This window comes from Streptomyces sp. NPDC018029 (genome assembly GCF_044327655.1).
In the GTDB taxonomy this organism is placed as follows: Bacteria; Actinomycetota; Actinomycetes; order Streptomycetales; family Streptomycetaceae; genus Streptomyces.
The window spans coordinates 639,528-665,209 of the sequence record NZ_JBIRFV010000005.1; the positions used below are offsets into that span (position 1 = coordinate 639,528).

Below are 25,682 nucleotides of genomic sequence, written 5' to 3' on the forward strand. Positions count from 1 at the left end.
TGTTTCTCTCCGTTGTCCCCCTCACAGGGAGGTATCCGCAGAGCCTCATGACGACTTAGGAACTGCCCGGCCGCTAGGCCGTGCCAGAGGCACACCGCCGAGTGTGCATGGCCCCAGAGAGAACGCCTCTCCGTAGACTCTGAATAAATGCTTCACAGGACTTGAGGAACGTTCAGCCTCTCCCACACATCCCGGGACTGCTGATACTGGTCAGTACTCTTGCCGCCGATCGTCGGAGTCTTCAGCCAGGCCGCTACGGCTGGCTTCTGGCCGTCCGGTCGGTAGGACATGTTTCGGTGAACGCCGACGTATATTCCCTTGCGCCTGAGCCGTTGCGTGTGGCTCTTGGCTTCCCGCTTGTGGGGATTGCAGTACTTGCGGGGGTTGCCCCTGCCTCGGGCCGCCTCCTGGGCATACAGCGGCTCTTGGCAGGTGCCCCATCGGCACGTCTCGGGCGGGAAGGCCCGACGCTCCATCGCGAAACCGGAACCGAACTCCGCCGAATCGTCTACCGCGTCGAGGAGTTGCACGCCGGGTTCCGCCGCCTCTAGCCCCGGGCGCTCCCGCATCATGCTTTCCACCGCATGACGCCGTGCCTCCGGGGCGAATTCGGGCAGCGAAGCGCACAGCGACGCCACCGTCAAAGGAACCATTCCCGTATGCGCCGCCGCTATCCGCTCGAACTCCGTTTCCGACCGCTGGTTCCAGGCCCCAGGCCAGTCGTCTCGCTTTTCGTCTCCGGCCGCCTCTAGGAATGTGTCCGCCTTGCGCTCCAACCTGCCCCGGTGCTTCTCGTCGGTCGGCGGGATGAACTCGTTCTCATGGCAATCGCGGGAAACGTTCACACAGGCCCCTCGGGAAATAAGAAAGCCCCCGATTGCCTCGGGGGCGCTGTCTGCCGTGCTGTTCAGTTCTGGCGGTCTAGCCATTTCTCCAAGTCGACCGGGCGGCAGCGGAGGGATTGCCCCACCTTCCGAAACGGAATTGCCTTCGGCTTCCAGTTTTCGTACACCCAGCCCTTCGGCACGCGGAGATACGTAGCAACGTCATCGACGGTCATCAGCTTGGTCACATAGTCTCCAGGGAAAGGAAAACCCCCGAGGGGCCTCGGGGGCATGGTTGTGCGGGTGTGCAGGAACCGGGGCTACCCGGCTTCTCCCTCCTCCGGCAGGGAATCGAGCACGGCTCTGGCCTTGTCGGTCAGTTCCCCGCCGGCCTTCCCAGCAAGGGAACTCAAGTACCCGTCTCGGCGAGCCTTCTTGAGATGGTCCCGCACGGTCTCCGGCCGACGCTCGATCAGCTGCGCCAGCCAATCGACAGGACGAGTCGCGCCCATATTCGCCATCTGGACGTACACGGTTGAGAGCACCACGAGGTAAGGGGCCGAGACCCCTTGGCGCGCGAGCAGTTGCCCGGCCCCCCTGCCCGTTTCCTCAATCGCCTGGCCGATCTTCCGCGCCTGCTCTTCGAGACTCGGAGCACGCTCCTGCACCGCGCGGACTGCTTCCGTGAGATCGAGCCTGCGGAGCACGGTCGTAGAGATTCCGCGGGCCACGTCGCGGGCGGGGGCGTTCTCCGCCTGCTCGATCGTGATGCGCTGCGGGCCACCAGTTACCGGCCCGCTCGGCCACCACATACGGATGTCCCACGCGCCTTGGTGCTGGGTGATCTCAAACCCGTTCTCATCTGCCATGGCAAAAATGTACCACAGGCGGTGGTCCACCATCAGTTGACAACCACCGGTGGACGGCCCAAGACTGGCCGCAGGTGGGGCTGACGTGGCCCCCGATCACGGCAGGGACTATCGCCAGTGGCAAGGGCATGGGTAGCTCGCTCGAAAGACGACCCGAAGAAGTGGACAACCTTCTGGTACGACCCGGACGGCAAGCAGCGGCAGAAGTCGTTCGAGACGAAAAAGCGCGCCGACGACCACCGGAAGCGGAAGGAGCAAGAACTAGACGCCGGGACCTACCTGGATGACCGGCTGGGGAAGCAGCCGGTGACGGCGGTCTGGGAGCAGTGGACGAATCAAAGGAAGCTGGAGAACAGCACCAAGAAGCAGTACCGCTCGATCCAGAACACGACCCTGGAGCCGTTCTTCAAGGCCCGTTCCATTGTGTCCCTGAAGGTTGCCGACATTGAGCAGTGGCTCTTGTGGATGGAGAAAGACCGCAAGCTAGCGGCCCGGACCCGGCGCCAGCGGTTCTCGTTCTTCTCCGGAATGATGGACTGGGCCGTCGTCAACGAGATCATCGGCCGCAACCCGTGCAAAAAGATCAAGCACGCGGGCAGCCGCGCCAAGGAGATCCGCGAGCACAAGAGCAAGGCTCGACGGCTCACGACGCGCGAAGTCCTGGCGATGCTCGACGCGGCCCCGGCCCGGTACCGGGGCATGCTGTGGCTGATGGCTGGCTGCGGGCTCCGCCTCGGTGAGGCGATGGCGGTCTCTCGGGATCAGATCGACTTCAAAGCCGAGGTCCTTCGGGTGGACTTCCAGATAGCCGAGGACGGCGAAACGGAGTCGGGGAAGAACAGCGCACTCCAGCGGCGGCATATCAAGGCCCGAGAGGAAGAGGAGCCGGGGCGCGTCGTGCCCCTGCCTCCGAACGTGGCGTTCGAGCTGCGGCGGCACATCAAGAACCACGGAGTGTGGGGGCCGGAACGACTCCTATTCCCCAACGTCACCCGGACCGGCTACCTGTACGCCTCGTACTTCTACCGGCAGATCTGGCTTGCGGCCCTGAACAAGGCAGAGGTGGAGTACTGCAAGCCGCACTCCATGCGGCACTACTACGGGTCCCGTCTGCTGTACGCGGGCGTCCCGGAGAATGACGTGGCCGACTGGATGGGCCACAGCAGTACGGACGTGCTCAGGGAGCACTACCACTACATCTTTGAGGGAGCCGAGCAGCGCGGCCGGGCGGCCATCGCAACGATGCTCACTCCCGGCGCAGACGACCCCACGGAGCGGGCCGAAGTCGCCTGACCCAGCCCATACGAACGGCCCCCGGCATCGCGCCGGGGGCCGCTGCGTTTATGCAGGTCAGGCGCCGTGTCCGGCCCAGTGTCAGCCCAGGATTTCCCCAGCATGACGCCCATGATCAGTCCGATACGGACCCGAACGGGCCGGAAGCCGATCACAGCCCGCGAGCCATCGAAAATAGCCGCTGACCTGCGAAAACCCTACTGCGGCAGGTTCCTGGCCATGACGATCCGCTGCACCTGATTCGTGCCTTCATAAATCTGCGTGATCTTCGCATCACGCATCATGCGCTCGACGGGATAGTCCCGCGTGTACCCGTACCCGCCAAGGAGCTGCACCGCGTCCGTGGTGACCTCCATCGCCACGTCCGAGGCGAAGCACTTCGCGGCCGCACCCTGGAAGGTGAGGTCGCTGTCGCCGCGCTCCGACTTGGCGGCCGCCGCGTACGTCAGCTGACGCGCGGCCTCCACCTTCATCGCCATGTCGGCGAGCATGAACTGCACGCCCTGGAAGTCGCCGATCGGCTTGCCGAACTGCTTGCGCTCCTTGACGTACCCCTTGGCGTAGTCGAGGGCGCCCTGCGCGATGCCGAGGGCCTGCGCCGCGATGGTGATGCGGGTGTGGTCCAGGGTCTTCATGGCGGTCGCGAAGCCCGTGCCCTCCTCGCCGATCATGCGGTCGGCGGGGATGCGGACGTTGTCGAGGTAGACCTCGCGGGTGGGGGAGCCCTTGATGCCGAGCTTCTTCTCCGGCGCGCCGAAGGAGACGCCCTCGTCGCCCTTCTCGACGACGAACGCGCTGATGCCCTTGGAGCGCTTCTCCGGGTCGGTGACGGCCATCACCGTGTAGTACTCGGAGACGCCGGCGTTGGTGATCCAGCGCTTGACGCCGTTGAGCACCCAGTAGTCGCCGTCGCGCACGGCCTTGGTCTTCATGCCCGCCGCGTCCGAACCGGCGTCCGGCTCGGAGAGGCAGTACGAGAACATGCCCTCGCCGCCGGCCAGCGGCGACATGTACTTCTTCTTCAGCTCCTCGGAGCCGGAGAGGATGACGGGCAGCGAGCCGAGCTTGTTGACGGCCGGGATGAGGGAGGAGCTCGCGCAGACGCGCGCCACTTCCTCGATCACGATGACGGTCGCCAGCGCGTCGGCGCCCGCGCCGCCGTAGCACTCCGGTACGTGGACCGCGTGCAGGTCGTTGGCGACGAGCGCGTCGTGGGCCTCCTGCGGGAAGCGGGCCTCCTCGTCCACCGCGGCGGCGAACGGGGCGATCTTCGCCTCGGCCAGCGAGCGGATCGCGTCCCGGAGCATGTCGTGCTCCTCGGACGGGCGGTACAGGTCGAAATCAGCCGATCCGGCCAAGGTCTCTCACGCTCCAAGGATGCTAATTACCGTTAAGTAACCCAAATTTTAGTGGTGCCTCCGGCGCGAGGGATACGTGAGCTTGGCGACAGCGGGAATCGTGCCCGGTGAGAGGGCGGGACACGCGCGAACTATGCTCGTCAGCGCACTGAAGCCGCAGACCCCTGGAGCAGCGCATGGCCCTCAAGATCACCGTGATCGGCACCGGCTATCTCGGCGCCACGCACGCCGCGGCCATGGCCGAACTGGGCTTCGAGGTGCTGGGTCTCGACGTCGTGCCCGAGAAGGTCGAGATGCTGCAGCGGGGCGAGGTCCCCATGTACGAGCCCGGCCTCGAAGAGCTCCTCCGCAAGCACGTCACGGGCATCGAGGGCTCCAGCGGCCGGCTGCGCTTCACGATGGACCCGGCGGAGGCCGCCGACTTCGGCGACGTCCACTTCATCTGTGTGAACACCCCGCAGAAGCACGGCGAGTACGCCTGCGACATGTCCTATGTGGACACCGCCTTCGAGTCGCTCGCCAAGCACCTCACCAGGGCGGCGCTCGTCGTCGGCAAGTCCACCGTCCCGGTCGGCAGCGCGGACCGGCTCGCGGCGCGCCTCGCGGAGCTCGCCCCGGCGGGCGACGAGGTCGAGCTGGCCTGGAACCCGGAGTTCCTGCGTGAGGGCTTCGCCGTGCAGGACACGCTGCACCCCGACCGGATCGTGGTCGGCGTGCGCAGCGAGCGCGCGGAGAAGCTGCTGCGCGAGGTGTACGCGACACCGATCGCGGAGGGCTCGCCCTTCGTCGTCACGGACTTCCCGACGGCCGAGCTCGTGAAGACCTCGGCGAACTCGTTCCTCGCCACGAAGATCTCCTTCATCAACGCCATGGCCGAGGTGTGCGAGGCGGCGGGCGGCGACGTCGTGAAGCTGGCGGAGGCCCTCGGCCACGACGACCGGATCGGCAAGAAGTTCCTGCGGGCCGGGATCGGCTTCGGCGGCGGCTGTCTGCCGAAGGACATCCGGGCCTTCATGGCGCGCGCGGGCGAGCTCGGCGCCGACCAGGCCCTGACCTTCCTGCGCGAGATCGACTCCATCAACATGCGGCGGCGCGGCCAGATGGTCGAGATGGCGCGCGAGGCGCTGGGCGGCGGCTCCTTCCTCGGCAAGCGGGTCGCGGTCCTCGGCGCCACCTTCAAGCCGGACTCGGACGACGTGCGCGACTCCCCGGCCCTGAACGTGGCGGGACAGATCCACCTCCAGGGCGGCCAGGTCACCGTGTACGACCCCAAGGGCATGGTCAACGCCCGCAGGCTCTTCCCCACCCTCGGCTACGCGGACACGGCGCTGGACGCCGTCCGGGGCGCCGACGTCGTCCTGCACCTGACGGAGTGGCGCGAGTTCCGCGAGCTGGACCCGGCGGAGCTCGCCTCCGTGGCGGCCGCCCCCATCGTCCTCGACGGCCGCAACGCGCTGGACCCCGTGGCGTGGCGGGCCGCCGGCTGGACGTACCGCGCGATGGGACGTCCAGCGGCCTAGGGGTGATGATGGGGTGAGTGGGCACTCGTCCAGTCCCGGTGCCGATGTGCACCCGGGGAAGCACGAGAGACACGAGGAGACGAGATGGACACGACGGAACCCATCGCCCGACTGCGCAACGTCGTCTTTGACTGCCCCGATCCCCGCGCCCTCGCCGAGTTCTACGCCGAGCTCATCGGCGGCACCATCGAGCAGGACGGCGACTGGGTCGACCTGGTGACGCCCGGCCGCGTCAAGGTGTCGTTCCAGAAGGTCGAGGACCTGCACCCGCCGGAGTGGCCGCGCGCCGACGTGAACGCGCAGCAGGTCCACCTCGACCTGGACGCGGGCCGCACCGTCGAGGAGCTCGACGCCGCCCAGGAGAGGGTGCTCGCGCTCGGCGCGCGCCCCCTCGACCTGGACGACGACGGCGGCAAGCGCGACTTCCGCGTCTACGCGGACCCGGTCGGCCACCCGTTCTGCCTCTGCAAGATCCCCTGACCCTGACCCTGACCCTGACCCTGACTCCGGCCCCCGGGCCGGCAGGTCAGCCGTCCAAGCTGTCCCTCGTCGCCGTCGACGCGGGCCGCCGCTGCCTGGCGGCCCGCGCCGTGAAGTCCGCGCCGCGCAGGGCCCGTTGCACATTGCCCCAGGTGAGCAGCGCCAACTCGGCCTCCGGCCAGCCGCGTTCGATGAGCTCGGCGATCAGCCGCGGATAGCCCGACGGGTCGGGGAGCCCGTGCGGGTGCGCCTCGTAGGTGTCGTACGTCCCGGAGATCCCGACGCACTCCGGCCCCGCGACCCGGCGTACGTGATCGAGGTGGTCCGCCACCTCCCGCACCGAGGGGCCGGTCCGCTCGGCGGTCAGCGGCACGAGGCACAGGCCCTTGGCGGCGCCCACCGCGGCCAGCATCTCGTCCGTGAGGTTCGCCGGATGGTCGTTCAGGGCGCGGGCCCCCGAGCGCATGAAGACCACCGGGGCCTTCGAGACGGCGAGCACCCGCCGCGCCGTCACCTCGGCCGCGCCGGACAGGTCCGCGAGGACCCCGAGCCGGTTCATCTCCCGGACGACCTCCTCGCCGAACGGGGTGAGGCCGCCCGCGCCGGCCCACGTCGTGCCCGAGAGGGTCACCACGCTCAGGCCGAGGCTGTGCAGCATGCGCAGGGTGCCCAGGGAGTCGCCGAGCGCGGTGCCGCGGGCCGGGCCGATGAGGGTGGCGATGCGGCCGCAGTTGCGCGCGTCGGCGGCCTCGGAGGCGTTGCGGGCCATCCGCAGGGCCTCGGGGTGGGCGGCGACGACCTGCTTCACGAGGTCGATCTGGTCGAGCGTGGCGCCGATGGTGCGGTCCACGCCGTCGGTGGCGGGCCCCTCGGGCACGTGCACGGACCAGAACTGCGCGCCGACCCGGCCCCCGCGCAGCCGCGGGACGTCGCTCTCCAGGACGCTGTCGCCCGTCTCGAAGTCGTACCAGGCGAGCTGGCGCAGCGCCCAGGGCAGGCCGCTGTATCCGTCGGCGACCGGATGCGCGGCGAGCAGCGCGCGGGCCCGCTCGGCGGGGTCGGCCGGCTCGGCGCACCGGCCCGGCTCCGGCCGCGGTTCGGTGCCGGGGGCGGGCTCGGGCTCGGGCTCGTGGGCAGGATCGGGCTCGGTATCGGGCGGGACGAGGGGCGGGTCGAGCGCCCCCGCCTCGGCGGTGGTGTTCAGTTCCTCCTGCAGGTCTGCCATGGCGGGTGCTCCGGACGTCGGCGGGTGGCAGTTCGAATAAACCGTGGCACGGAGCGGCCACGGCTTCGCGGCGGACGGAGCGTTCGGGGTACCCGCCGGGTTCGGTTACCCGGAGACCGTGACCTTCTCGTCGTTGTTCAGCTGCTCGACGAGCTGCTTGACCTTGGCCTTGTCCCAGAGGACGTTGCCGCCCGCCATGCCGGCGATCGGGATGTTCATCGACTTGCCGTCGCCGCCGGTCACGCCCTTCATCGCCCAGAACATGGAGGCCACGTCGAACAGGCCCATGTCCTTGTCGACGATCAGGGTGTCCAGGCCCGCGCCCATCGTCGGGTAGAGCTTGAACGGGTTCATGACCGTGCCGGGCGTCGCGGCCTGGTTGGCGAGGGCGGCGAGGAACTTCTGCTGGTTCTTCGTGCGGTCCAGGTCGCTGCCGGGCAGCGCGTACCGCGTGCGGACGAAGGCGAGGGCCTGCTGGCCGTCGAGCGTCTGCTTGCCGGCCTCGAAGTCGGCGCCGGACTTCTTGTCCTTGAAGGCCTTGGGGATGTCCATCTCGACGCCGCCGACCGCGTCCACGATCTTGGCGAAGCCGCCGAAGCCGATCTCGGCGTAGTGGTCGATCCGGAGGCCGGTGTTGTACTCCACGGTCCGTACGAGGAGTTCGGGGCCGTCCTCCGCGTACGCGGCGTTGAGCTTCGTCTGGCGGCCCTGGTTCGGGTAGAGCTTGCCGGACTCGGCGCCCTTGAAGGAGGGGATCGTGACGTTCGAGTCGCGGGGCAGCGAGATCATGGTGTTCCCGCCGTCGTCCGCGACGTGCAGGATCATCATCGAGTCGGTGCGCTTGCCCTCGGCGGAGCCCGTGTGGAGCTCCTTCTTCTCCGCGTCGGACATGCCCTCGCGGCTGTCGGAGCCCACGATCAGGTAGTTCGTGCCCGCGCCGCCCTCGGGCCGCTCGATGACCTTGGAGAGGTCGACCTCGCGCTTGAGCTTGGAGTCGGCCCAGAAGTACGTGCCGACGGAGGTCACGACCAGCACGCTGATGAGCGTGATCGAGCCCCACTTGATGCGCTTGCGCCAGTTCGGCGCGGGGCGCGCGGCGCGCGCCGGGCGTCCGGGGCCGCCGCCGCTGCCCCCGGCGGGCTGGCCGTAGACCTGGCCGGTGTTGTAGCCGCTGTCGTACGCGTTGTCGGGGCCCTGGCCGTACGGGTCCCGGCGCGGGGTGCGCGGCTCGAAGACCTCGTCGCGGGCGTCGCCGTACGGCTGCCCGTCGCCGTACTGCCGGTCGCCGTACCCGTCGTCGTACGCGGGCTGCTGCGGGACCCCGCCGGGCGGTGGCCCGGCCGGACGTGAGGGCCGGCCGCGCTGGACGTGCCGCATCGCGCGGGCTCCCTCGGGCTGGGAGTTCCCGCTGCCGCGGCCGTATCCCCGGCCGCCACCCTGATCGTCAGGCCAATCGCTCATGTGGCCCAGTGTGCCGCGCGGGGACCCGCGCCTTACAGGGCGGTCGGGAATTCGAGGCAGGGCTGTTGCAGAGCTGATGCAAAGCGACCGAGGAGAGGTCGGACATACGTCCGACATAGGGTGGAGGGCATGACAGACCAGGCTCCCCGTTCGGCAGCGTCCATTTCGGGGGAAACCGACCGGACCCCCGGGGCGATTCCGGGCAAGCCGACCTCGGCGTCCCGCACCACGCTCAGCCACATCATGACCCACAGCGACACCAACCTCCTCGGCACGGTGCACGGCGGCGTGATCATGAAACTGGTGGACGACGCGGCGGGAGCCGTCGCCGGACGCCACTCGGGCGGGCCCGCTGTCACCGCCTCGATGGACGAGATGGTCTTCCTCGAGCCGGTCCGCGTGGGCGATCTGGTTCATGTGAAAGCCCAGGTCAACTGGACCGGACGCAGCTCCATGGAGGTCGGCGTCCGGGTCCTCGCCGAGCGCTGGAACGAGTCGACGCCCGCCCAGCAGGTCGGCTCGGCCTATCTGGTCTTCGCGGCGGTCGACGCCGACGGCAAGCCCCGCACGGTCCCGCCGGTCGTCCCCGAGACGGACCGCGACCGCCGCCGCTACCAGGAGGCCCAGATCCGCCGCACCCACCGCCTGGCCCGCCGCCGGGCGATCAAGGAGCTGCGGGAGGCCCGGGCCGCCGAGGGCTTCGACGACTGAGGCGACTGAGGCACCCGGCGGTCGCGGCCCGGGTGCCCGAAAAGGCCCGCCCGGAGCGCGCGCCGCTACGGGCAGACCACCTGATCCCCGGTGACCGCCCCGAACTCACCCTGCTGGACGTCCTCGGCCCGCACCGGCCGCACCGCCCTGAAGTCCTTGCCCGCGATCACCTTCAACGTCGCGCCCTGCCCGGGCACCTGCCGCATCTCGCACCCCGGCAGGGCCGTGGCCAGCGTCTTCGCCGACCGGTCCCACCGCGGGTCGAACGCGACGACGGTCCGCTCGACGGGCCTCGCCGGGGCGCCCGGCACGTTCCCCGGCACCCCCGTCGTCCGGAAGCCGGTCGCCCGCAGCCCCGCGTCGACCTGCTGACCGAGCCCCGGCGCCCCGGTGCCGTTGTCCACCTGGACCCGGATCTGCTGCGGGGCGACATCGACGAGCGTGCCCTTGGCCCGGACCCGGTGGGGCGCGAGCGGCCGGTCCTCGCGCAGCGCCTGGAACAGCCGCGCGGACTTCTCCGGGTGCCACTTCAGCGTCGAGCCGATGCCCGGCACGACCTGCCCCTGGGGGGCCAGCGGCACGGTCGTGAACTCCGACGACGACGGCGAGAAGCCCCGCATCGCCCGCCCGAGATCCAGCATCTCGTCCGTGCCGAAGCCGCCGTCCGCCCGCACCGAGCCGAGCAGCGTCCGCGTCACGTCGCCGAACTTGACCGGGTTCAGCAGGACACCGCCGCTCGTCGCCTTCGCGATCAGCGCCGCGAGGAAACGCTGCTGGCGCTGCATGCGGCCCAGGTCGGACGCCCCGTCGACGTACCGGGAACGGACGTACTGGAGCGCCTCGCCGCCGTTCATGAGATGGGTGCCCTCGCCCAGGCTGAGCCCGGTGTGCGAGTCCTTCAGCGGCCGCGTCGTGCAGATCTCCACGCCGCCGAGCACGTCCACGGTCTTCATGAAGCTGAGGAAGTCGACCTCCAGGTAGTGGTCGATCTTGACCTTCGTCATGTGCTCGACGGTGCGCACGGTGAGGTTCGGGCCGCCCTCCGCGTAGGCCGCGTTGAGCTTGTTGGGGTGCGCGCGGTGGTTCTTGCGGGTGGTCTGGTCGGTGTGCGCGGGCAGATCGGCGTAGCTGTCCCGGGGCAGGCTCACGACGCTCGCGCGGTTCCGGTCCTCCGAGATGTGCACGATCATGATCGTGTCCGTGCAGTGGCAGGGGGCGCCGCCGAGGCGGTACTTCTGCTTCTCCTCGGGCGTGATCTTGTCGCGGCCGTCCGTGCCGACGAGCAGCACGTTCATGCCGTTGCCCTGCTTGGGCCTGTTCTTCATGTCCCGGAAGGCGTCCACCCGCCTGATGCCCGTGTCGAGGCTCGTGACCACGGAGTGCCCGATGCCGGCCGCGACGAGGACCGCCACGGACAGCCCGGTCACCACCCGCTTCACCCAGCGCGGCCGCTTCCCCCGCCCCGCGCGCTTCCGGACGGGCCTTCTGTCCGGTGGGCCCGGTGGGCCGGGGCGGCGCGGTCGTGGCGTGGGGGAGCGGGGCGGTGTGGGCACGTTGGGGAGCACCTCCGCGTGACGGGCCGTGGCGCGGGCGTGGACGAGCCGGTGACCCGAGAAACGTAAGCCCATACGAAATGCGGCCCGGGGTAGCGACCCGGACGGCGCGCACCCGTGTCCCCCATTCGCGGTAACGTGACGCGTGATGAACGCGAAGTCCGAGGCGCAGCCTCCAGCCGTATCCGTGATCATGCCGGTCCTCAACGAGGAGCGGCACCTGCGCGAGGCCGTGCACGCGATCCTGCAGCAGGAGTACGCGGGCGAGATGGAGGTCGTCGTCGCGCTCGGCCCCTCCACCGACCGCACGGACGAGATCGCCGCGGAGCTCGTCGCGGAGGATCCCCGGGTGCACACGGTCCCCAACCCCACGGGGCGCACGCCGGCGGCGCTCAACGCCGCGATCAAGGCGTCCCGCCACCCGATCGTGGTACGCGTCGACGGCCACGCCGCCCTCTCGCCGGGCTACATCACGACGGCCGTCCGCCTCCTGGAGGAGACCGGCGCGATGAACGTCGGCGGCATCATGCACGCCGAGGGGCAGAACGACTGGGAGCACGCGGTCGCCGCCGCCATGACGTCGAAGATCGGCGTGGGCAACGCCGCCTTCCACACCGGCGGCGAGGCCCAGCAGGCCGAGACCGTCTATCTCGGCGTCTTCCGGCGCGAGGCCCTGGAGCAGCAGGGCGGGTACAACGAAGAGTTCATCCGCGCCCAGGACTGGGAGCTGAACTTCCGCATCCGCGAGGCCGGCGGCCTGATCTGGTTCTCGCCCGAGCTGAAGGTCTCGTACCGCCCCCGCCCGAGCGTCAAGGCCCTCGCCAAGCAGTACAAGGACTACGGCCGCTGGCGCCACGTCGTCGCCCGCTACCACGAGGGCTCCATCAACCTCCGCTACCTCGCGCCGCCGACCGCGGTCTGCGCGATCGCGGCGGGCGTCGTCGTGGGCGCGGCCCTCACCCCGTGGGGCTTCGTCGTCCCCGGCGGCTACCTCGCGGCGATAGTCGCCGGCTCCGTCCCCGCGGGCAAGGGCCTGCCGCTGAAGGCGCGCCTGCGGATCCCGGTGGCGCTCGCGACCATGCACATGTCGTGGGGCTGGGGCTTCCTCACCAGCCCGCGCTCGCTCGCCAAGAAGGTCATCGCCTCGCGCCGCCCGGCCGTGCTCGGGGAGACCCAGCGGGCCGCCTGATACGCGTACGCGAAGAGGGCCCCGGCACGAGCCGGGGCCCTCTTCGTGTCCTCGCGGGGCCTTCTCACTGCTCCCGGGCGGCTACCAGGTGAAGGCAGGGTCCACCTTCATGCACGCCTTCTTGTCGGACCCGCTGAGCGCGTCCGCCGAGTCCGGCGTCGTGTCGTCCTTCTTCTTCGCCTTGGGCGGGGCGTCGCCCTCGCGCCAGTCGGCGCCGACGACCAGCGTCACCCCGGAGACGTCCGTCGACTTCTTCGCCGCGCTGAGCGGAAGACCGAGCGACTTGGCGATCCGCTGGGCATCGCCCTCCAGCTCCTTGCTGGGGTAGCGGACGACCGTCTTCTTCTCGGCGAGCGCCGTCGCGGAGTCCGGTGTCGCCTTCGTGAAGCCCTTGCCGACGAGGAGCTGCGCCACCGTGCTCGCCCGGCCGCTGACCGGCGGCTCCACGTCGCTGCGCGTGCCGTTCTGGACCTGCACCGCGATCTTGTCGTCCGCGGCGGCCGGGTCGTCCGACGGCTTCTCCTTGGCCGGCTTCTTCTTGCCCTTGCCGTCCAGGGGGATGTCGTCGCGTACGAGACGGAACAGCTGCTCGGCGTCGCCGGGCTTGGGGATCACGCGCGCGCCGACGTACTCGAACGGCATGGTCGTCATCGTCGTGCGCGACGGCGGGACCTTCTTGAGCTCGTTGCCGAGGTCGTACAGCTTCTTGAGGTTGCCGAGGCCGTCGTCGACCTTCAGCGCCCTCGTCGCCTTGTCGGCGAGCTTGCGCAGCTGGTTCGGGCTGGTCAGGCCGGTGTTCTCGCGGAGCTTGCGGACCAGCGCGTTCATGTACATGTGCTGGGCCTTGGCGCGGCTGATGTCGGTGCCGCCCTCGAAGCCGTAGCGGGTGCGCAGCCACTGCAGGGCCTGCTCGCCCTGGATCTCCGTGGTGCCCTTCTTCAGCTTCAGGCCCGAGCCCTTGCCCGTGCTGGTGCGCGAGTGGATGTTCTTGTCCACGCAGACCGGCACGCCGCCGATGGCGTCCGCCATGGAGACCACACCCGCGAAGTCGACCATCATGAAGTGGTTGATGTGGATGTTGGTGAGCTTCTCCCAGGTGGCGACCGTGCAGCCGGGTCCGCCGCGGCCCAGGGACTCGTTCGTCATGTACCGCGGCCCGGTCTCGGGATAGACCTTGCCGTCGGGGTCCGTGCACTTGGGGATCTGGAGCAGGGTGTCGCGCGGCATGCTGATCACGGACATGTTGCTGCGGTCGGCCGAGAGGTGGAGCAGCATCTGCACGTCCGCGAGCGGCGGCGAGCCGAAGGTGTCCTTCGCGCCGCCGAGCTTCTGGTTCGCCTTGGAGTCCCGCGCGTCCGACCCGATGAGCAGGATGTTCAGGGGCGTCTGGCCGGCGGCGTTGGGCGTGGGCTCGGGGGCCCGGTGCTCGCCGAGGTTCAGGTCGTCCGTCTCGATGTTGCCGTTGAGGTACTGGTAGTAGAGGTATCCGGCGCCGGCCGTGCCGAGTATCAGCACGGACAGGACCGTCGCCGACCAGCGCAGTATGCCGCGCTTGCGGCGCGGCGGCCGCTCGCCGCCGCTCGTGCCGCGCCGGTGCCGGCCATTGCCCTCCGGCGGCTCGCCGCCTTCCGCGGGCTTGCCGGAGCCCGCCGCGCCGTCGCGCGCACCGCCGCTCCGACCGCGATCACTCGCGCGCGGGGCACGCCGTCGCGCCCCCTCCTTACGCACGCTGTCCTGCCTCATCCCCAGCCCCTCCCCGCCCCGTTCCTGAACTGCGGCCGTTCCACGGCGCCTTGGCGCATTGTTAGACGTAGAACAACCGCTTCAGGTCACTCGGCACACACAGTCTTGTCCGCTTCGACCTTCTTCAGGTCCTTCGGCGCCTTCGTCGGTGCATCAATGGGCACCCCCGCGCCCTTGAAGTCGCCACCGAGTGTCAGCTTCATGGTCGGGAGACCCTGTGCGTTCTTCTCGCTCTTGCCCGGCTTCAGGGCGCCGCCCGAAAGACCCATGATGTCGGCGAGCCGACGGGCCTGGTCGGCCTGGTCCGGCGCGTACTCGAGCGTCGTCTTCTTGATGACCGAGGGCGCGTTCCCCAGTTGGCTGGACTTGAGCACGCCCTCAGCGTTCTGCAGCCACGTGAGAGTTGTCTGAGCGGCGCCGGTCTTGCCGCTGCCGTTGTAGATGTCGACCCGCACGTCGGCGGCGTCGGCCTTGGGGCCCTTGAGGCGGGCGGCCACCGCGGCCTTCTCCTTCTTCTGCTTCTGCTTCACCGCGGTCAGCGACTCGTCGGCCCGCATCATCGCGAAGAGCTGCTCGGCCTTGCCCGGCGCGGGCACGACCGTGGTGTGCACCTTCTCGGCGGGGTTGTCGATGACCGGCACCGTGGTGAAGCTCAGGTTCTTCATGTCGAGCTTGCCGAGCTCCATGCCGAGGTTCTTGAGCTTCATGATGTCGGCGATCTTGGAGTCGACGGTGAGGGCCTCGGTGCCCGCCTCCGCGAGGCTGAACATCTTCTTCGGGTTGGAGAGGGTGTCGCTCGACTTGAGCTTGCGCATCAGGGAGCTGAGGAACTGCTGCTGCAGCTCGATGCGGCTCAAGTCGCCGCCGTTGCCCACGGAGTGGCGCGTGCGGACGAACGCGAGCGCGTCCTCGCCCTCGATCGTGTGCTTGCCCTTGGCCAGCTTCAGATGCGACTTGGGGTCGTCGATGTCCTTGGCCAGACAGACCTCCACGCCGCCGACCGCGCTGGAGAGCGTCTTCACCGCGTTGAAGTCGGCCACCATGAAGTGGTCGGGCGTGATCCCGGTGATCGCCTTGACCGTACGCATCGTGCAGCTGGGCGTGCGGTCGTTCTGGCCGAGGCTCTCGTTGAAGCGGGCGTTCGGCGTGCCGGGGATCCTCTTCGTGCTGCCGTCCTCCTGCTTCGTCGGGCAGTCCGGGATGTCGACGATCATGTCGCGCGGGATGCTCAGCGCGGTCGCGTTCGTCCGGTCCTTGGAGACGTGCAGCAGGATCGTCGTGTCGGCGTGCCCGGCACTGCCCTCGTCGCCGTACCCCTTGTTGCCGCTGCCGCTGCGCTTGTCGGTGCCCATCACCAGGATGTTGATGGCCCGGTCCTTGCTGAAGCCGCCGGTGCCCGCGCCGTCATCGTCTATCGACGTGATGTTGTCGTTGAGGTGCTGGTAGTAGAGGTAGCCGCCGGTGCAGCCCGCGACGAGCAGGAATGCCAGCGTGCCGCCCGTCCAGACCAGGACCTTCTTGCCCTTGGTGGTCTTCTTGCCCTTGGACTTGCGCGGATTCTGCTTGCGCCGGCCGCCGCCCCCCGGCTCCGGCTCCTTGACGCGCCGTCTGCGCTGCCCGGGCACCTCGCGGCGCTCGTCGCGCTCGCCCTGACCGGGACGCTCGCGTCCCGGCGCCGAGCGGCCGCGGCCGCTCTGACGGGGTGACGAAGCACGGGGTTTCGGGACCGCCGACTGCCCTGCGGAAGGGCTCAGTCGCAGTTCGTAATCGCCGGTGTCCGGGTTGAGCACCCACTGGTCTGCGGGGTCGATGTTCTCTGCCCGCCCACGGCCTTGCGCGTCCACGGTTTTCTGCGTCCTCCGTCGGGGCCACGCGGCGCCTTTCCCCCCTCAAGAAGGCGCTCGGTCAGTCGTTCCAGCGGTGCGTGGCCGAAAGGCCCGGCGCACCGGATCGCTCACACTATCCGCCCAGTTCAGCGCCGAGCGACGCCGGTGACAAATTCCACTCCCCTACAACTGGGCAATCCGCCCTATTTCTTAGTGGCGCGCGGCGTTCCCTTGGGGATCGTTTTACTCACAGGTGGAGCGTGCGGCCGTGTTGCCCCGGAATGTCGGTGCGGGGGAGGGCGTATGCGAGGGGTCGTCCGGCTTCTCGTCGCTCCAGGACTCACCGCCCCCGCCGTACTCGTCCTCGTACCCTTCTTCGCCAGAGGCCTCCTCGCCAGAGGCCTCCTCTCCGGAAGGCTCCTCCTGCGCCTGCCCGGCGGGCTGGTGCGGGGCCACCTCGACCGGGGTGTCGGTGCGCAGCCGCGTGAAGAGCTGTTCCGCGGCGGGTTCGACGAGCTCGTCGCGATTGGCGTCGTAGGTGTACGACTGCCGGGGGACGGTGAGGAACTGCACCCGTTCTGTGGGGATATTGCGCATCCCGCGCACCAGTTCGTACAAACCCCGCAGACTCGCGAGTGCGGGGTCGGTCGTCAGCGAAGAAGTCGCCGCGTCGAGAACCGGATAGAGCTTCGTCGGATTCAGCAGGACGTCATTGCTCTGCACCTTGTTGACGAGCGCGGCGAGGAACTCCTGCTGGCGGTCCATCCGCTCGGTGTCGCTGCCATTGCCGAGGCTCTTGCGGGCGCGTACGTAACCCAGCGCCTGTTCGCCGTCGAGCGTCCGCAGCCCAGGCGCGAGCTTCACGTGCGCGTCGCTGTCGTCGATCGGCGCCCGCAGGCAGACCTGTACGCCGTCGACCGCGTCGACCATGTCCTTGAACCCGGCGAAGTCCACGACCATGTGGTGGTCGACACGGATCTTGGTGAGCTTCTCGACGGTACGGATGGTGCAGGCCGTCCCGCCGAGCTGGAACGCCCAGTTGAACTGGGCGAAGCGGGGCTCGGCCCGGGAGCCGTCCGTGCCCCGGCAGCCGGGGATCTCCACCATCAGGTCGCGCGGGATCGACACGGCGGTCGCGCTTCGCCGGTCGGCCGCCAGGTGCAGCAGGATCGTGGTGTCGGAGCGCTGGGTGCCGGGGTCCTTGCCGTACTTGCTGTTGTCCGGCCCCGCGCGGGTGTCGGAGCCGAGCAGCAGGATGTTCTGGGCGCCCCGCACCAGTGCGGTCGGGCGCTCCTTCTCGAAGCGGGCCAGCTCGGCGGCCGCGTCCGTGTCCTTGGTGATGTTGCCGTTGAGCTTCTCGTACGCCATCCAGCCCACGCCGCCCGCACCGAGCACGACGACGGCTGCGCCGAGCGCGGTGTAGCGCAGCCAGCGATGCCTGCGCCGCGCGACCCCCACCCCACTGGGACTCGCCCCCGCCCCCGGCCCGTACGCCGCCTTCGACGCCCCCGTCTCCCCGCCCCCTCCGGAAGGCATCCCTGCGTCCTCGGTCACGTGAGCGTCCACCCCTCATGGCTCCGTCGGTGCATGGCCCGTACCGACGACCATGCCCCCCCAACCGCCCCCGGGCCTCCGGACCCACACCACCCGTGCGCCGAACGGGGGATTTATCGGGGCTGGGGTGGGGCGGGGGCTGTGACATGTGCGGCTCCGCCGCGCGGGCGCGGCCGGCAGGCGAGCCGGGCCTGCAGCTAGCCAGGAAAGGGGAGCGATCCCAGGGGCGCGAGGCTGTGACGTGTGCGGCTGCGCCGCGTGAGCGCGACCGGGCAGGTGAACCGGCCCGCAGCTGGCGACGAAGGGGTAACGACCTCAGGGGCGCGGGGAACTGCGCGATCAGCCACGACGGGCCCGCACCCGAAAGGGGGGCCCTGCGGCAGGTGGTGTGCCGGGGGCCGGTCCAGGGGCGCGGACCTGTGGCATGCGCGGCTGCGCCGCGTGGGCGCGACGGGCGGTCGAACCGGCCCGCAGCGGGCGACGAGGGGGGGAGCGACCCCAGGGGCGCGGGGAACTGCGCGACCAGCCACGACGAACCCGCACCCGAAAGAGGAGCCCTGCGGCAGGTGGTGTGCCGGGGCCCGGTGCAGGGGCGCGGGACCGTGACATGTGCGGCTGCGCCGCGTGCGTGGGCGCGACCGGGCAGGCGAACCGGCCCGCAGCCAGCGACGAAAGGGGAGCGACCTCAGGGGCGCGGGGAACTGCGCGACCAGCCACGACGGGCCCGCACCCGAAAGGGGGGCCCTACGGCAGGTGACGAGCCGGGGGCTCGTCCAGGGGCGCGGGGAACTGCGCGACCAGCCACGACGAACCCGCACCCGAAAGAACCCCCCAAGGCCCCCGGCCAGTCACCGCAAGGTGACAGTCACCCGCTCATCCGCCACCCGCTTCCCCAACCCTTCCCCCGAAGCATCAAGATGCCGGCACAGCACCACAGACCCACCCACAGCCAACGCCCCGTACAGCCCCGCGACAAGCCCCTCCCACGAGTCGTACGGCAGCCCCGAAAGAACACGCGACCCGGGCCCCAGCCCGAGGACCCCCGCCTCGGCACGCGCCCGCTCCACCACCTCCGCCCCCGTCAGCTCGACCCCGCCCACCACGAGGGCGACCTCGTCCGGATCCACCGGCGCGTACGGAGCGAATTGATCCCCCTGCCCCGGCACCTCGACCGCGTAATCGGCGAAGCCCTCCGGCGGCTGCGGAAAGCGCCCGCCGAGCGGCCGCAGCGCGAGCGCCACCCGCTCCCCGGAGCAGGCACGCGCGGCATCGAGCGAGTCGGGCCCGCTGACGACGAGGTCGGCCGACGCCGGATCGCCGCCCACGTCCGCGACCACGCCCACCGACGAACAGGCGAGCAGCCACACCGCCGTCTGCCAGTGCGCGGGCAGCAGCAGGACGGCCCGGTCGCCGGGCTCGGCGGCGAGATCGCCCTGGAGCAGATTGGCGGTCTTGGCCACCCAATTGGCGAAGGTGGCCACGGACAATTCCACGCGTTCACCGGTGGCGTCGTCGTAGAAGGTGACAAGGGGCCGGCCCGGGTCCGAGGCGAGCGCGGATCGCAGCAGGTCGGCAGGGGTGCGGTCGTTGGCGTTCACGGGCGCAAGGGTACGCGGGCGTCCGCGCGCCCCCCGGCGTGGCGGGGGAGCGGGAACGCCGGGAACCCCCGCTCCGGGCCGACGACCCGTCAGTTCCCCAATGGACAGATATGTGTCGTTATGTCAACGATCAGCTGTATGCGTGGACTTCTAGCTTCCTCGATCGGCGTCACGTGCGCGGCCGCCCTCACCCTGCCCCTGACCCTGCCGGCGTCCGGCGCCAGAGCCGCGACGTCGTCCGGCGTACCGTCGGCCGCCGGCCCCGCCGCGGAGGGGATCCCCGGCAGCACCCAGTCCCTCCCCCTCGCCCCGCTCGCCTCCGACCGCTCCCTCGGCCCGGCCGGGGCGAGCGAGCAGGGCGTGGCCCGGCGCGACGTCCGCCCCTTCTCCCTGGTGGGCGTCGTCTGGAACGACCCTGACGTGGACCTGCACGGCACCGTCCAGGTCCGCACCCGCGCGGTCGGCACCACCACCTGGTCCGGCTGGCAGAGCGTCGAGACCCACAACCACGAACACGCCGCCGACCCCGGCACCCCCGAACGCGGCTCCGGCGCGGTCCGCGGCTCGACCGCGCCCCTGTGGGTCGGCGCCTCGGACGGCGTCGAGATCCGCGTACGGGCGGAACGCCACTCACCCACGGACCGCACCGCCACCGCACACCCTGATACCGCCACCGGACACCCCGACACCTCCTCCACCACCTCAACCCCCTCCGAAAACGGCCTGCTCCCCGAAGGGCTGCGCCTGGAACTCGTCGACCCGGGCGACGAGCCCCCGCCGCAGGGCGCCACCCAGGTCCTCGACGCGCCGCGGACCAGCGTGCTGTCCGCCGAGAGCGCCGCGGCCTCCGCCGTCAACGCGGACCTCGCGCCCCTCGACGCCGCGGCCATCCCCGAACTGACGAAGCGGCAGACGGAGGAGGACCTGATCGCCGCCCGCGGCGGACCCGACGCCGTCGGCAAGGCGCGCCCGTACGTCGGCCCACGCCCGCGCATCATCACGCGCAAGGGCTGGGGCGCCAACGAGAAGCTCCGGGAGAAGAACTTCGCGTACACGAAGACCGTGAAGGTCGCCTTCGTGCACCACAGCGCGTCCGGCAACCGCTACCGCTGCTCGCAGGCCGGATCCGTGCTGCGGAGCATCTACCGCTACCACGTCAAGAGCGGCGGCTGGCGTGACCTCGGCTACAACTTCGCGGTCGACAAGTGCGGAAACATCTACGAAGGACGTGCCGGAGGTGTGGCCAAGCCGGTCCTTGGGGCCCACACTCTCGGATTCAACAGCAACAGCACGGGCATCGCCGTCATCGGCTCGTACAGCACCGTCAACCCGCCGAAGGCGGCCGTGAAAGCCGTCGCCCGGCTGACCGCGTGGAAGCTCGGCCTGTACGGCGGCAACCCGCGCGGCACCACATACCTGAAGTCGGGTGGGGGCAATCTTTACAAGAAAGGCAGGAAAGTCCGGCTCCGGGTGATCTCCGGGCATCGGGACGGGTTCCGCACCGAGTGCCCCGGTAGGCGCCTTTACCAGAAGCTCGGCACGACCCGCTCGACCTCGGCCCGACTCCAGGGCCGCTGAGCTCCGAGGCACCGCGCGAACTGCACGATCTGCAAATCCGTCTGCATACACTGGCCGGCCGAAACTCAAGTTCGGCCGGCCCCAGCAGGAAGCAGAGACGACAGGTGACAGAAGCGATCCTCCTGGTCGGCGGCAAGGGAACCCGGCTGCGGCCCCTCACGGTGCACACGCCCAAGCCGATGGTCCCGGCGGCGGGCGTCCCGTTCCTCACCCACCAGCTGGCGCGGGCCCGCGCGGCGGGCGTGGAGCACATCGTCCTCGCCACCTCCTACCTCGCCGAGGTCTTCGAGCCGTACTTCGGGGACGGCTCGGCGCTCGGCCTCCACATCGAGTACGTCACGGAGACCGAGCCCCTCGGCACCGGCGGCGCCATCCGCAACGTGGCCGCGCGCCTGCACTCGGGCCCCGACGACCCGGTCCTCATCTTCAACGGCGACATCCTCACGGGCCTGGACATCCGCGCCCTCGTCGCCACGCACGAGAGCTCGGGCGCCGACGTCTCCCTGCACCTCACGAAGGTCGACGACCCGCGCGCCTACGGCCTGGTCCCGACCGACCCGTCCGGCAGGGTCACCGCCTTCCTGGAGAAGCCGCAGACCCCCGAGGAGATCGTCACCGACCAGATCAACGCGGGCGCGTACGTGTTCCGGCGCTCGGTCATCGACACGATCCCCGCGGGCCGTCCCGTCTCCGTCGAGCGCGAGACCTTCCCCGGTCTCCTAGCCTCCGGCGCCCACCTCCAGGGCATGGTCGACTCGACGTACTGGCTGGACCTGGGGACGCCCCAGGCGTTCGTACGCGGCTCCGCGGACCTCGTCCTCGGCCGCGCGCCCTCCCCGGCGGTCCCCGGCCGCTGCGGCGACCGGCTGGTCCTGCCCACCGCCTCCGTCGCCCCCGACGCGAAGCTCACCGGCGGCACGGTGGTCGGCGAGAACGCACGCGTCGGCGAGGGCGCCCGGATCGCCGGCAGCACGATCCTCGCCGGAGCGGTCGTCGAACCCGGCGCGGTCATCACGGACTCCCTGATCGGCGCGGGCGCGCGGATCGGCGCACGCTCGGTGCTCTCGGGGACGGTGATCGGCGACGGAGCGACCGTCGGCGCCGACAACGAACTGCGTGCGGGCGTACGCGTCTGGTGCGATGCCACACTCCCGGCGGGCGCGGTCCGCTTCTCCTCGGACCAGTAGGACGACTCCGGGGCGGATGCGGCCCGCCGTCCCCTACCCTCGTACAGATGTCATCCCGTTTCGCCCCGCGCCCCACCCGCACCACCGTGCGCGGCGGCGAAACGGCGATCCCCGCGACGGCCGCACCCCACGGCGTCCCGCGCCCTTCGACGGCCACGCACACCCGCACCTGGCGGCCGCCCTACCCGCTGGACCTCCGCCTCACCCTCGGCCCGCTGCGCCGCGGCCCGGCGGATCCCGCCTTCCGTACGACCCCCGACGGCTCGGTCTGGCGCGCCAGCCGCACGCCGGAGGGCCCCGGCACCCTCCGGGTCGCCCTGCGCTCCGGATCCGTGGAGGCGGAGGCCTGGGGGCCGGGCGCGACCTGGCTCCTCGACCGACTGCCCGAGATGCTGGGCGCGTCGGACGACCCCGGCGCGTTCGTCCCGCGCCACCGCCTGATCGCCGCGACGGTCCACCGGCGGCCCGGCCTGCGACTGACCCGTACGGGACTGGTCCTGGAGTCCCTGATCCCGTCGATCCTGGAACAGAAGATCACGACGGACGAGGCCTACCGCGCCTGGCGCCTCCTGCTCCGCAAGTACGGCGATCCCGCGCCGGGCCCCACGCCCGCGGAGGCCCGCATGCACGTGATGCCCGAGCCGCGCACCTGGGCCCTGATCCCCTCCTGGGAGTGGCACAAGGCGGGCGTGGACAACAAGCGGGCCTCCACGATCCTGCGCGCGGTGGCCTGCGCGGCCCGCCTGGAAGAGGCGTCATCCATGGCCCCGCCACAGGCCCAGGCCCGCCTGGAACTGATCCCGGGCATCGGCCCCTGGACCTCGGCGGAAACGGTCCAGCGCAGCCACGGTGCCCCCGACGCGGTCACCGTCGGCGACCTCCACCTCCCGGGCATCGTCGGCTACGCCCTGGCGAACAACCGCGACGCCACCGACCCCGAAATGCTCGCCCTCCTCACTCCCTACACCACCCAACGCCACAGAGCCACCCGCCTCATCTACCTAAGCGGCCGAACCCCACCCCGCAGGGCCCCCCGAATGCGCAAAACAAACATCGCCACGTGGTAACCCCCTCCACCGAAGGGACCACTTGAGGCCGGGGGGCCTTAGGCCGGTAGCTCAAAGCTGAGGGCTAAGGCCGGGGGCCTCAGAACCGAGGGCTCAGGGTGGGAGCTCAGCGCCGAGGGCTCAGGGTGCGGGCTCAGCGCCGAGGGCTAGGGCGGGGGCTCAGGGCCGAGGGTTCAGGGGCGCGGGGAACTGCGCAAAAAACCCACGACCCGCACCCGAAGTCACACCGCGGGGGGAAACGACTCAGGGGCGCGGGGAACTGCGCAAACAACCCACGACCCGCACCGGCAACCGTGCCGGGGGAACGGACCCCAGGGGCGCGGGGAACTGCGCAAAAAGACCCCCGCCCCGGGGCGGGCGCTACCGGACGACGACGAAGTCGTCCACCTCGCGCCGCCCCCGAGCCCCCGGCTCCCCCGCAGCCCGCCCCACAGCAACCGCCCCCATCGGATCCCAGGACCCGGGCAGCCCAAGCACCTCCCGAACGACATCCCTGCAGAACATCGTCGAGGAAACCCACGCCGACCCGAGCCGCTCCCCGGCCAGCGCGACCAGGAAGTTCTGCACCCCGGCCCCCGCCGCGACGACGAACATCTCGCGCTCGGCGGCATCCCGCCGCGCGTCCCCGTACGTATGGGAGCCGTCCATCACCAGGCAGGGCACCACCAGATAGGGCGCCCTGCGCAGCACGTCCCCGCGCCGGATCCGCTTGGCGATGGACTCCTCCGACTTGCCGTCCCGCCGCAGATCCGCGATCCACGCGTCCCGCATCGCGTCGAGCAGCTCGACCCGCGACGCGGCGGACTCCAGGAGGACGAACCGCCAGGGAGTGGTGTGGTGCGGCGCCGGCGCGGTGACCGCCGCGGCGACGGCCCGCCGCACGGCACCGGGATCGACCTCGTCGTCCGTGAACTCCCGCACGGTCCGCCGCTGCGTCACCGCCTCCCGCACCGCCTCGGACGTCCCGAGCCGGAACATGTCGTCCTGCGCGGCCCGCACCAACGCCCGCGCCCCGTCGTCCGCGGAGCCCTTCGAACCTTCCACCGAGCCGCCCACCACATGCGGCAACCCCCGCACCACGGCGACAGGCAGCCCCGCCGCCTTGCCCTTGACGAGGTCACCCGCGGCGGCGAGCTCGTCGGCGGTGGCGACGACGGTCGCGCTCAGCGGATTGCCGTACGCGTCCTCGCCGCCCCGCAGGTCGTCGAGGACCCGCACCCCCGCGGCCCCGATGGCGACGTCGGTGAGCCCGGCCCGCCAGGGCCGCCCGAAGGTGTCGGTGACGATGACGCCGACGTCCACACCCAGCGCGCCCCGCAGCCCCTCCCGTACGGCACGGGCCGAGGCGTCGGGGTCGGTCGGCAGCAGCAGCACGGTCCCGGCCGGGGTGTTCGACGCGTCGACACCGGCCGCGGCCATCACGAGCCCCTGCCGGTTCTCGACGATGCGCAGGGGCCCGCGCCGCGCCACGACCCGCACGGTCTCCTCGTCGATGGCCGCCTCGCGGTCGGCCGCCTCGACGATCCGCCCCTCCGCCTTGCTGACGATCTTGGAGGTGACCAGGACGACGTCCCCGTCGGCGAGCGCAGGCTCGGCGGCCGCGATGAGTTTGGCGAGGTCGTCGCCCTCCCGCACCTCGGGCAGCCCGGGGACGGCCCACACCCGGTAGGACGGTGAGGTCACGCGCGTACCTCCGAAGCGAGGGCGAGGGCCTCGCGGGCCATCTGCGCGGCGGCGTCGACGTCGCTCATCATCAGCGGAACGGCCCGGCACCGGATGCCGGCGCTCTCCACCCGGTCCACCGCTCCCGCGTCGACGGTGTCGACGAGCCAGCCGTCGAGCAGTCCGCTGCCGTAGTGCTCGGCGACGGCGGCGGCGCTGGTCTCCACGCCGACGGCGGCGAGCACCTTGTCGGCCATGCCGCGCACGGGGGAGTCGCCGACGATGGGGGAGAGGCCGACGACCGGCACGCCCGCGTCGGCGATGGCCTCGCGGATCCCCGGCACGGCGAGGATGGTCCCGACGCTGACGACGGGGTTGGACGGCGGGAAGAGCACGACGTCGGCCTCGGCGATGGCCGTCAGGACGCCGGGCGCGGGCTTGGCCTGCTCGGCGCCGACGGGCACCACGGCGTGCGCGTCCACGGAGGCGCGCAGCCGGACCCAGTACTCCTGGAAGTGCACGGCCTTCTGCTCGCCGTCGATCGTGACGGCGACGTGCGTCTCGATGCGGTCGTCGGACATGGGGATGAGCCGCACTCCGGGCTGCCACCGCTCGCACAGTGCCTCGGTGACGGCGCTGAGCGGATATCCGGCGCCCAGCATCTGCGTCCGCACGATGTGCGTGGCGAAGTCCCGGTCGCCGAGGCCGAACCACTCGGGTCCGACCCCGTACGCCGCGAGCTCTTCCTTGACCTTGAACGTCTCGTCCGTACGCCCCCAGCCCTGTTCTTCGTTGATGCCGCCGCCGAGCGTGTACATCACGGTGTCGAGGTCGGGGCAGACCTTCAGCCCGAACAGGTGAATGTCGTCACCGGTGTTGCCGATGACCGTGATGTCCGCGTCGGGCGCGGCCTTCTTGAGCCCGCGGAGGAATCGGGCGCCGCCGATGCCGCCGGCCAGAACCACAATGCGCATGGCCCCCAGC

The 25,682-nt window shown here is 70.7% G+C and carries 21 protein-coding genes; 8 read left to right on the forward strand and 13 right to left on the reverse strand.

The genetic code is table 11. The features are described 5' to 3' along the window. Positions 1-152 precede the first annotated feature (152 nt). From ACH4D5_RS19125 to ACH4D5_RS19135, 3 genes are all read right to left on the reverse strand, one after another. Positions 153-845: a hypothetical protein gene (locus ACH4D5_RS19125; RefSeq protein WP_398303653.1), complete on the reverse strand. Its 693-nt coding sequence runs from the start codon at positions 843-845 to the stop codon at positions 153-155. Between the two features lie 62 nt (positions 846-907). Further along, positions 908-1,072, reverse strand: coding sequence for a helix-turn-helix domain-containing protein (locus ACH4D5_RS19130; RefSeq protein WP_398303655.1), 165 nt, complete (start codon positions 1,070-1,072; stop codon positions 908-910). Positions 1,073-1,144: 72 nt separating this feature from the next. Continuing rightward, entirely contained in the window at positions 1,145-1,693 is a 549-nt protein-coding gene (locus ACH4D5_RS19135; protein ID WP_398303657.1) for a hypothetical protein, read from the reverse strand. A gap of 117 nt (positions 1,694-1,810) precedes the next feature. Here ACH4D5_RS19135 and ACH4D5_RS19140 point away from each other — a divergent pair, with 117 nt between their 5' ends. Then, positions 1,811-2,986, forward strand: a complete 1,176-nt coding sequence (locus ACH4D5_RS19140; protein ID WP_398303659.1) for a tyrosine-type recombinase/integrase — start codon at positions 1,811-1,813, stop codon at positions 2,984-2,986. A gap of 197 nt (positions 2,987-3,183) precedes the next feature. On the opposite strand, the gene ACH4D5_RS19145 is transcribed toward ACH4D5_RS19140, so the two are convergent. Then, positions 3,184-4,344, reverse strand: coding sequence for an acyl-CoA dehydrogenase (locus ACH4D5_RS19145; protein ID WP_398303661.1), 1,161 nt, complete (start codon positions 4,342-4,344; stop codon positions 3,184-3,186). A gap of 176 nt (positions 4,345-4,520) precedes the next feature. On the opposite strand from ACH4D5_RS19145, the gene ACH4D5_RS19150 reads away from it, so the two are divergent. Next, entirely contained in the window at positions 4,521-5,864 is a 1,344-nt protein-coding gene (locus ACH4D5_RS19150; protein WP_398303663.1) for a UDP-glucose dehydrogenase family protein, read from the forward strand. An 84-nt stretch (positions 5,865-5,948) separates the two neighbouring features. After that, on the forward strand, positions 5,949-6,344 hold the full coding sequence (locus ACH4D5_RS19155) for a VOC family protein (protein ID WP_398303665.1): 396 nt from the start codon (positions 5,949-5,951) through the stop codon (positions 6,342-6,344). A 46-nt stretch (positions 6,345-6,390) separates the two neighbouring features. Here the strand turns inward: ACH4D5_RS19155 and ACH4D5_RS19160 are convergent, their stop codons facing one another. Together ACH4D5_RS19160 and ACH4D5_RS19165 are read right to left on the reverse strand one after the other, a co-directional pair. Then, positions 6,391-7,569 carry a membrane dipeptidase gene (locus ACH4D5_RS19160; RefSeq protein ID WP_398303667.1) on the reverse strand — a complete coding sequence of 393 codons (1,179 nt, stop codon included), beginning with the start codon at positions 7,567-7,569 and terminating at the stop codon, positions 6,391-6,393. Positions 7,570-7,674: 105 nt separating this feature from the next. Then, the gene (locus tag ACH4D5_RS19165; protein ID WP_398303669.1) at positions 7,675-9,030 is read right to left on the reverse strand and encodes an LCP family protein; all 1,356 of its coding nucleotides are present in this window, start codon (positions 9,028-9,030) and stop codon (positions 7,675-7,677) included. A 129-nt stretch (positions 9,031-9,159) separates the two neighbouring features. Here ACH4D5_RS19165 and ACH4D5_RS19170 point away from each other — a divergent pair, with 129 nt between their 5' ends. Continuing rightward, on the forward strand, positions 9,160-9,741 hold the full coding sequence (locus ACH4D5_RS19170) for an acyl-CoA thioesterase (protein WP_398303671.1): 582 nt from the start codon (positions 9,160-9,162) through the stop codon (positions 9,739-9,741). 65 nt (positions 9,742-9,806) lie between these two features. Here the strand turns inward: ACH4D5_RS19170 and ACH4D5_RS19175 are convergent, their stop codons facing one another. After that, the gene (locus ACH4D5_RS19175) at positions 9,807-11,369 is read right to left on the reverse strand and encodes an LCP family protein (protein ID WP_398303673.1); all 1,563 of its coding nucleotides are present in this window, start codon (positions 11,367-11,369) and stop codon (positions 9,807-9,809) included. 73 nt (positions 11,370-11,442) lie between these two features. Between ACH4D5_RS19175 and ACH4D5_RS19180 the strand changes: the two genes are divergently transcribed. Continuing rightward, the gene (locus tag ACH4D5_RS19180; protein ID WP_398303675.1) at positions 11,443-12,483 is read left to right on the forward strand and encodes a glycosyltransferase family 2 protein; all 1,041 of its coding nucleotides are present in this window, start codon (positions 11,443-11,445) and stop codon (positions 12,481-12,483) included. 81 nt (positions 12,484-12,564) lie between these two features. Here ACH4D5_RS19180 and ACH4D5_RS19185 read toward each other — a convergent pair whose 3' ends face one another. The 4 genes from ACH4D5_RS19185 to ACH4D5_RS19200 all read right to left on the reverse strand — a co-directional run bounded on the left by ACH4D5_RS19185 (position 12,565) and on the right by ACH4D5_RS19200 (position 19,204). After that, on the reverse strand, positions 12,565-14,226 hold the full coding sequence (locus ACH4D5_RS19185) for an LCP family protein (protein WP_398303677.1): 1,662 nt from the start codon (positions 14,224-14,226) through the stop codon (positions 12,565-12,567). An 86-nt stretch (positions 14,227-14,312) separates the two neighbouring features. Further along, positions 14,313-16,070 carry an LCP family protein gene (locus ACH4D5_RS19190; protein WP_398303679.1) on the reverse strand — a complete coding sequence of 586 codons (1,758 nt, stop codon included), beginning with the start codon at positions 16,068-16,070 and terminating at the stop codon, positions 14,313-14,315. Between the two features lie 225 nt (positions 16,071-16,295). Then, positions 16,296-17,588, reverse strand: coding sequence for an LCP family protein (locus ACH4D5_RS19195; RefSeq protein ID WP_398303681.1), 1,293 nt, complete (start codon positions 17,586-17,588; stop codon positions 16,296-16,298). Positions 17,589-18,454: 866 nt separating this feature from the next. Beyond that, positions 18,455-19,204, reverse strand: coding sequence for a TIGR03089 family protein (locus tag ACH4D5_RS19200; RefSeq protein WP_398303683.1), 750 nt, complete (start codon positions 19,202-19,204; stop codon positions 18,455-18,457). A 138-nt stretch (positions 19,205-19,342) separates the two neighbouring features. Between ACH4D5_RS19200 and ACH4D5_RS19205 the strand changes: the two genes are divergently transcribed. The 3 genes from ACH4D5_RS19205 (at position 19,343) to ACH4D5_RS19215 (ending at position 23,036) form a co-directional block, all read left to right on the forward strand. Then, positions 19,343-20,782: a peptidoglycan recognition protein gene (locus ACH4D5_RS19205; RefSeq protein WP_398303685.1), complete on the forward strand. Its 1,440-nt coding sequence runs from the start codon at positions 19,343-19,345 to the stop codon at positions 20,780-20,782. 104 nt (positions 20,783-20,886) lie between these two features. After that, positions 20,887-21,969 (forward strand): sugar phosphate nucleotidyltransferase, encoded by a 1,083-nt coding sequence (locus ACH4D5_RS19210; RefSeq protein WP_398303687.1) that lies wholly within the window; start codon positions 20,887-20,889, stop codon positions 21,967-21,969. 47 nt (positions 21,970-22,016) lie between these two features. Continuing rightward, entirely contained in the window at positions 22,017-23,036 is a 1,020-nt protein-coding gene (locus ACH4D5_RS19215) for a DNA-3-methyladenine glycosylase family protein (protein WP_398303689.1), read from the forward strand. Between the two features lie 360 nt (positions 23,037-23,396). Here the strand turns inward: ACH4D5_RS19215 and ACH4D5_RS19220 are convergent, their stop codons facing one another. Both ACH4D5_RS19220 and cofD read right to left on the reverse strand, forming a co-directional pair. Beyond that, positions 23,397-24,719 carry a coenzyme F420-0:L-glutamate ligase gene (locus ACH4D5_RS19220; protein ID WP_398303691.1) on the reverse strand — a complete coding sequence of 441 codons (1,323 nt, stop codon included), beginning with the start codon at positions 24,717-24,719 and terminating at the stop codon, positions 23,397-23,399. Continuing rightward, positions 24,716-25,672 (reverse strand): 2-phospho-L-lactate transferase, encoded by a 957-nt coding sequence (gene cofD / locus ACH4D5_RS19225; RefSeq protein WP_398303693.1) that lies wholly within the window; start codon positions 25,670-25,672, stop codon positions 24,716-24,718. Before cofD ends, ACH4D5_RS19220 begins: the two co-directional genes overlap by 4 nt. Positions 25,673-25,682: the final 10 nt, after the last annotated feature.

Bases quoted from the DNA above. Each gene is read 5' to 3' on its own strand.
- ACH4D5_RS19135 (WP_398303657.1), bottom strand. From the start codon at position 1,693: ATGGCAGATGAGAACGGGTTTGAGATCACCCAGCACCAAGGCGCGTGG.
- ACH4D5_RS19150 (WP_398303663.1), top strand. From the start codon at position 4,521: ATGGCCCTCAAGATCACCGTGATCGGCACCGGCTATCTCGGCGCCACG.
- ACH4D5_RS19155 (WP_398303665.1), top strand. From the start codon at position 5,949: ATGGACACGACGGAACCCATCGCCCGACTGCGCAACGTCGTCTTTGAC.
- ACH4D5_RS19160 (WP_398303667.1), bottom strand. From the start codon at position 7,569: ATGGCAGACCTGCAGGAGGAACTGAACACCACCGCCGAGGCGGGGGCG.
- ACH4D5_RS19165 (WP_398303669.1), bottom strand. From the start codon at position 9,030: ATGAGCGATTGGCCTGACGATCAGGGTGGCGGCCGGGGATACGGCCGC.
- ACH4D5_RS19170 (WP_398303671.1), top strand. From the start codon at position 9,160: ATGACAGACCAGGCTCCCCGTTCGGCAGCGTCCATTTCGGGGGAAACC.
- ACH4D5_RS19175 (WP_398303673.1), bottom strand. From the start codon at position 11,369: ATGGGCTTACGTTTCTCGGGTCACCGGCTCGTCCACGCCCGCGCCACG.
- ACH4D5_RS19180 (WP_398303675.1), top strand. From the start codon at position 11,443: ATGAACGCGAAGTCCGAGGCGCAGCCTCCAGCCGTATCCGTGATCATG.
- ACH4D5_RS19185 (WP_398303677.1), bottom strand. From the start codon at position 14,226: ATGAGGCAGGACAGCGTGCGTAAGGAGGGGGCGCGACGGCGTGCCCCG.
- ACH4D5_RS19195 (WP_398303681.1), bottom strand. From the start codon at position 17,588: ATGCCTTCCGGAGGGGGCGGGGAGACGGGGGCGTCGAAGGCGGCGTAC.
- ACH4D5_RS19205 (WP_398303685.1), top strand. From the start codon at position 19,343: ATGCGTGGACTTCTAGCTTCCTCGATCGGCGTCACGTGCGCGGCCGCC.
- ACH4D5_RS19215 (WP_398303689.1), top strand. From the start codon at position 22,017: ATGTCATCCCGTTTCGCCCCGCGCCCCACCCGCACCACCGTGCGCGGC.
- cofD (WP_398303693.1), bottom strand. From the start codon at position 25,672: ATGCGCATTGTGGTTCTGGCCGGCGGCATCGGCGGCGCCCGATTCCTC.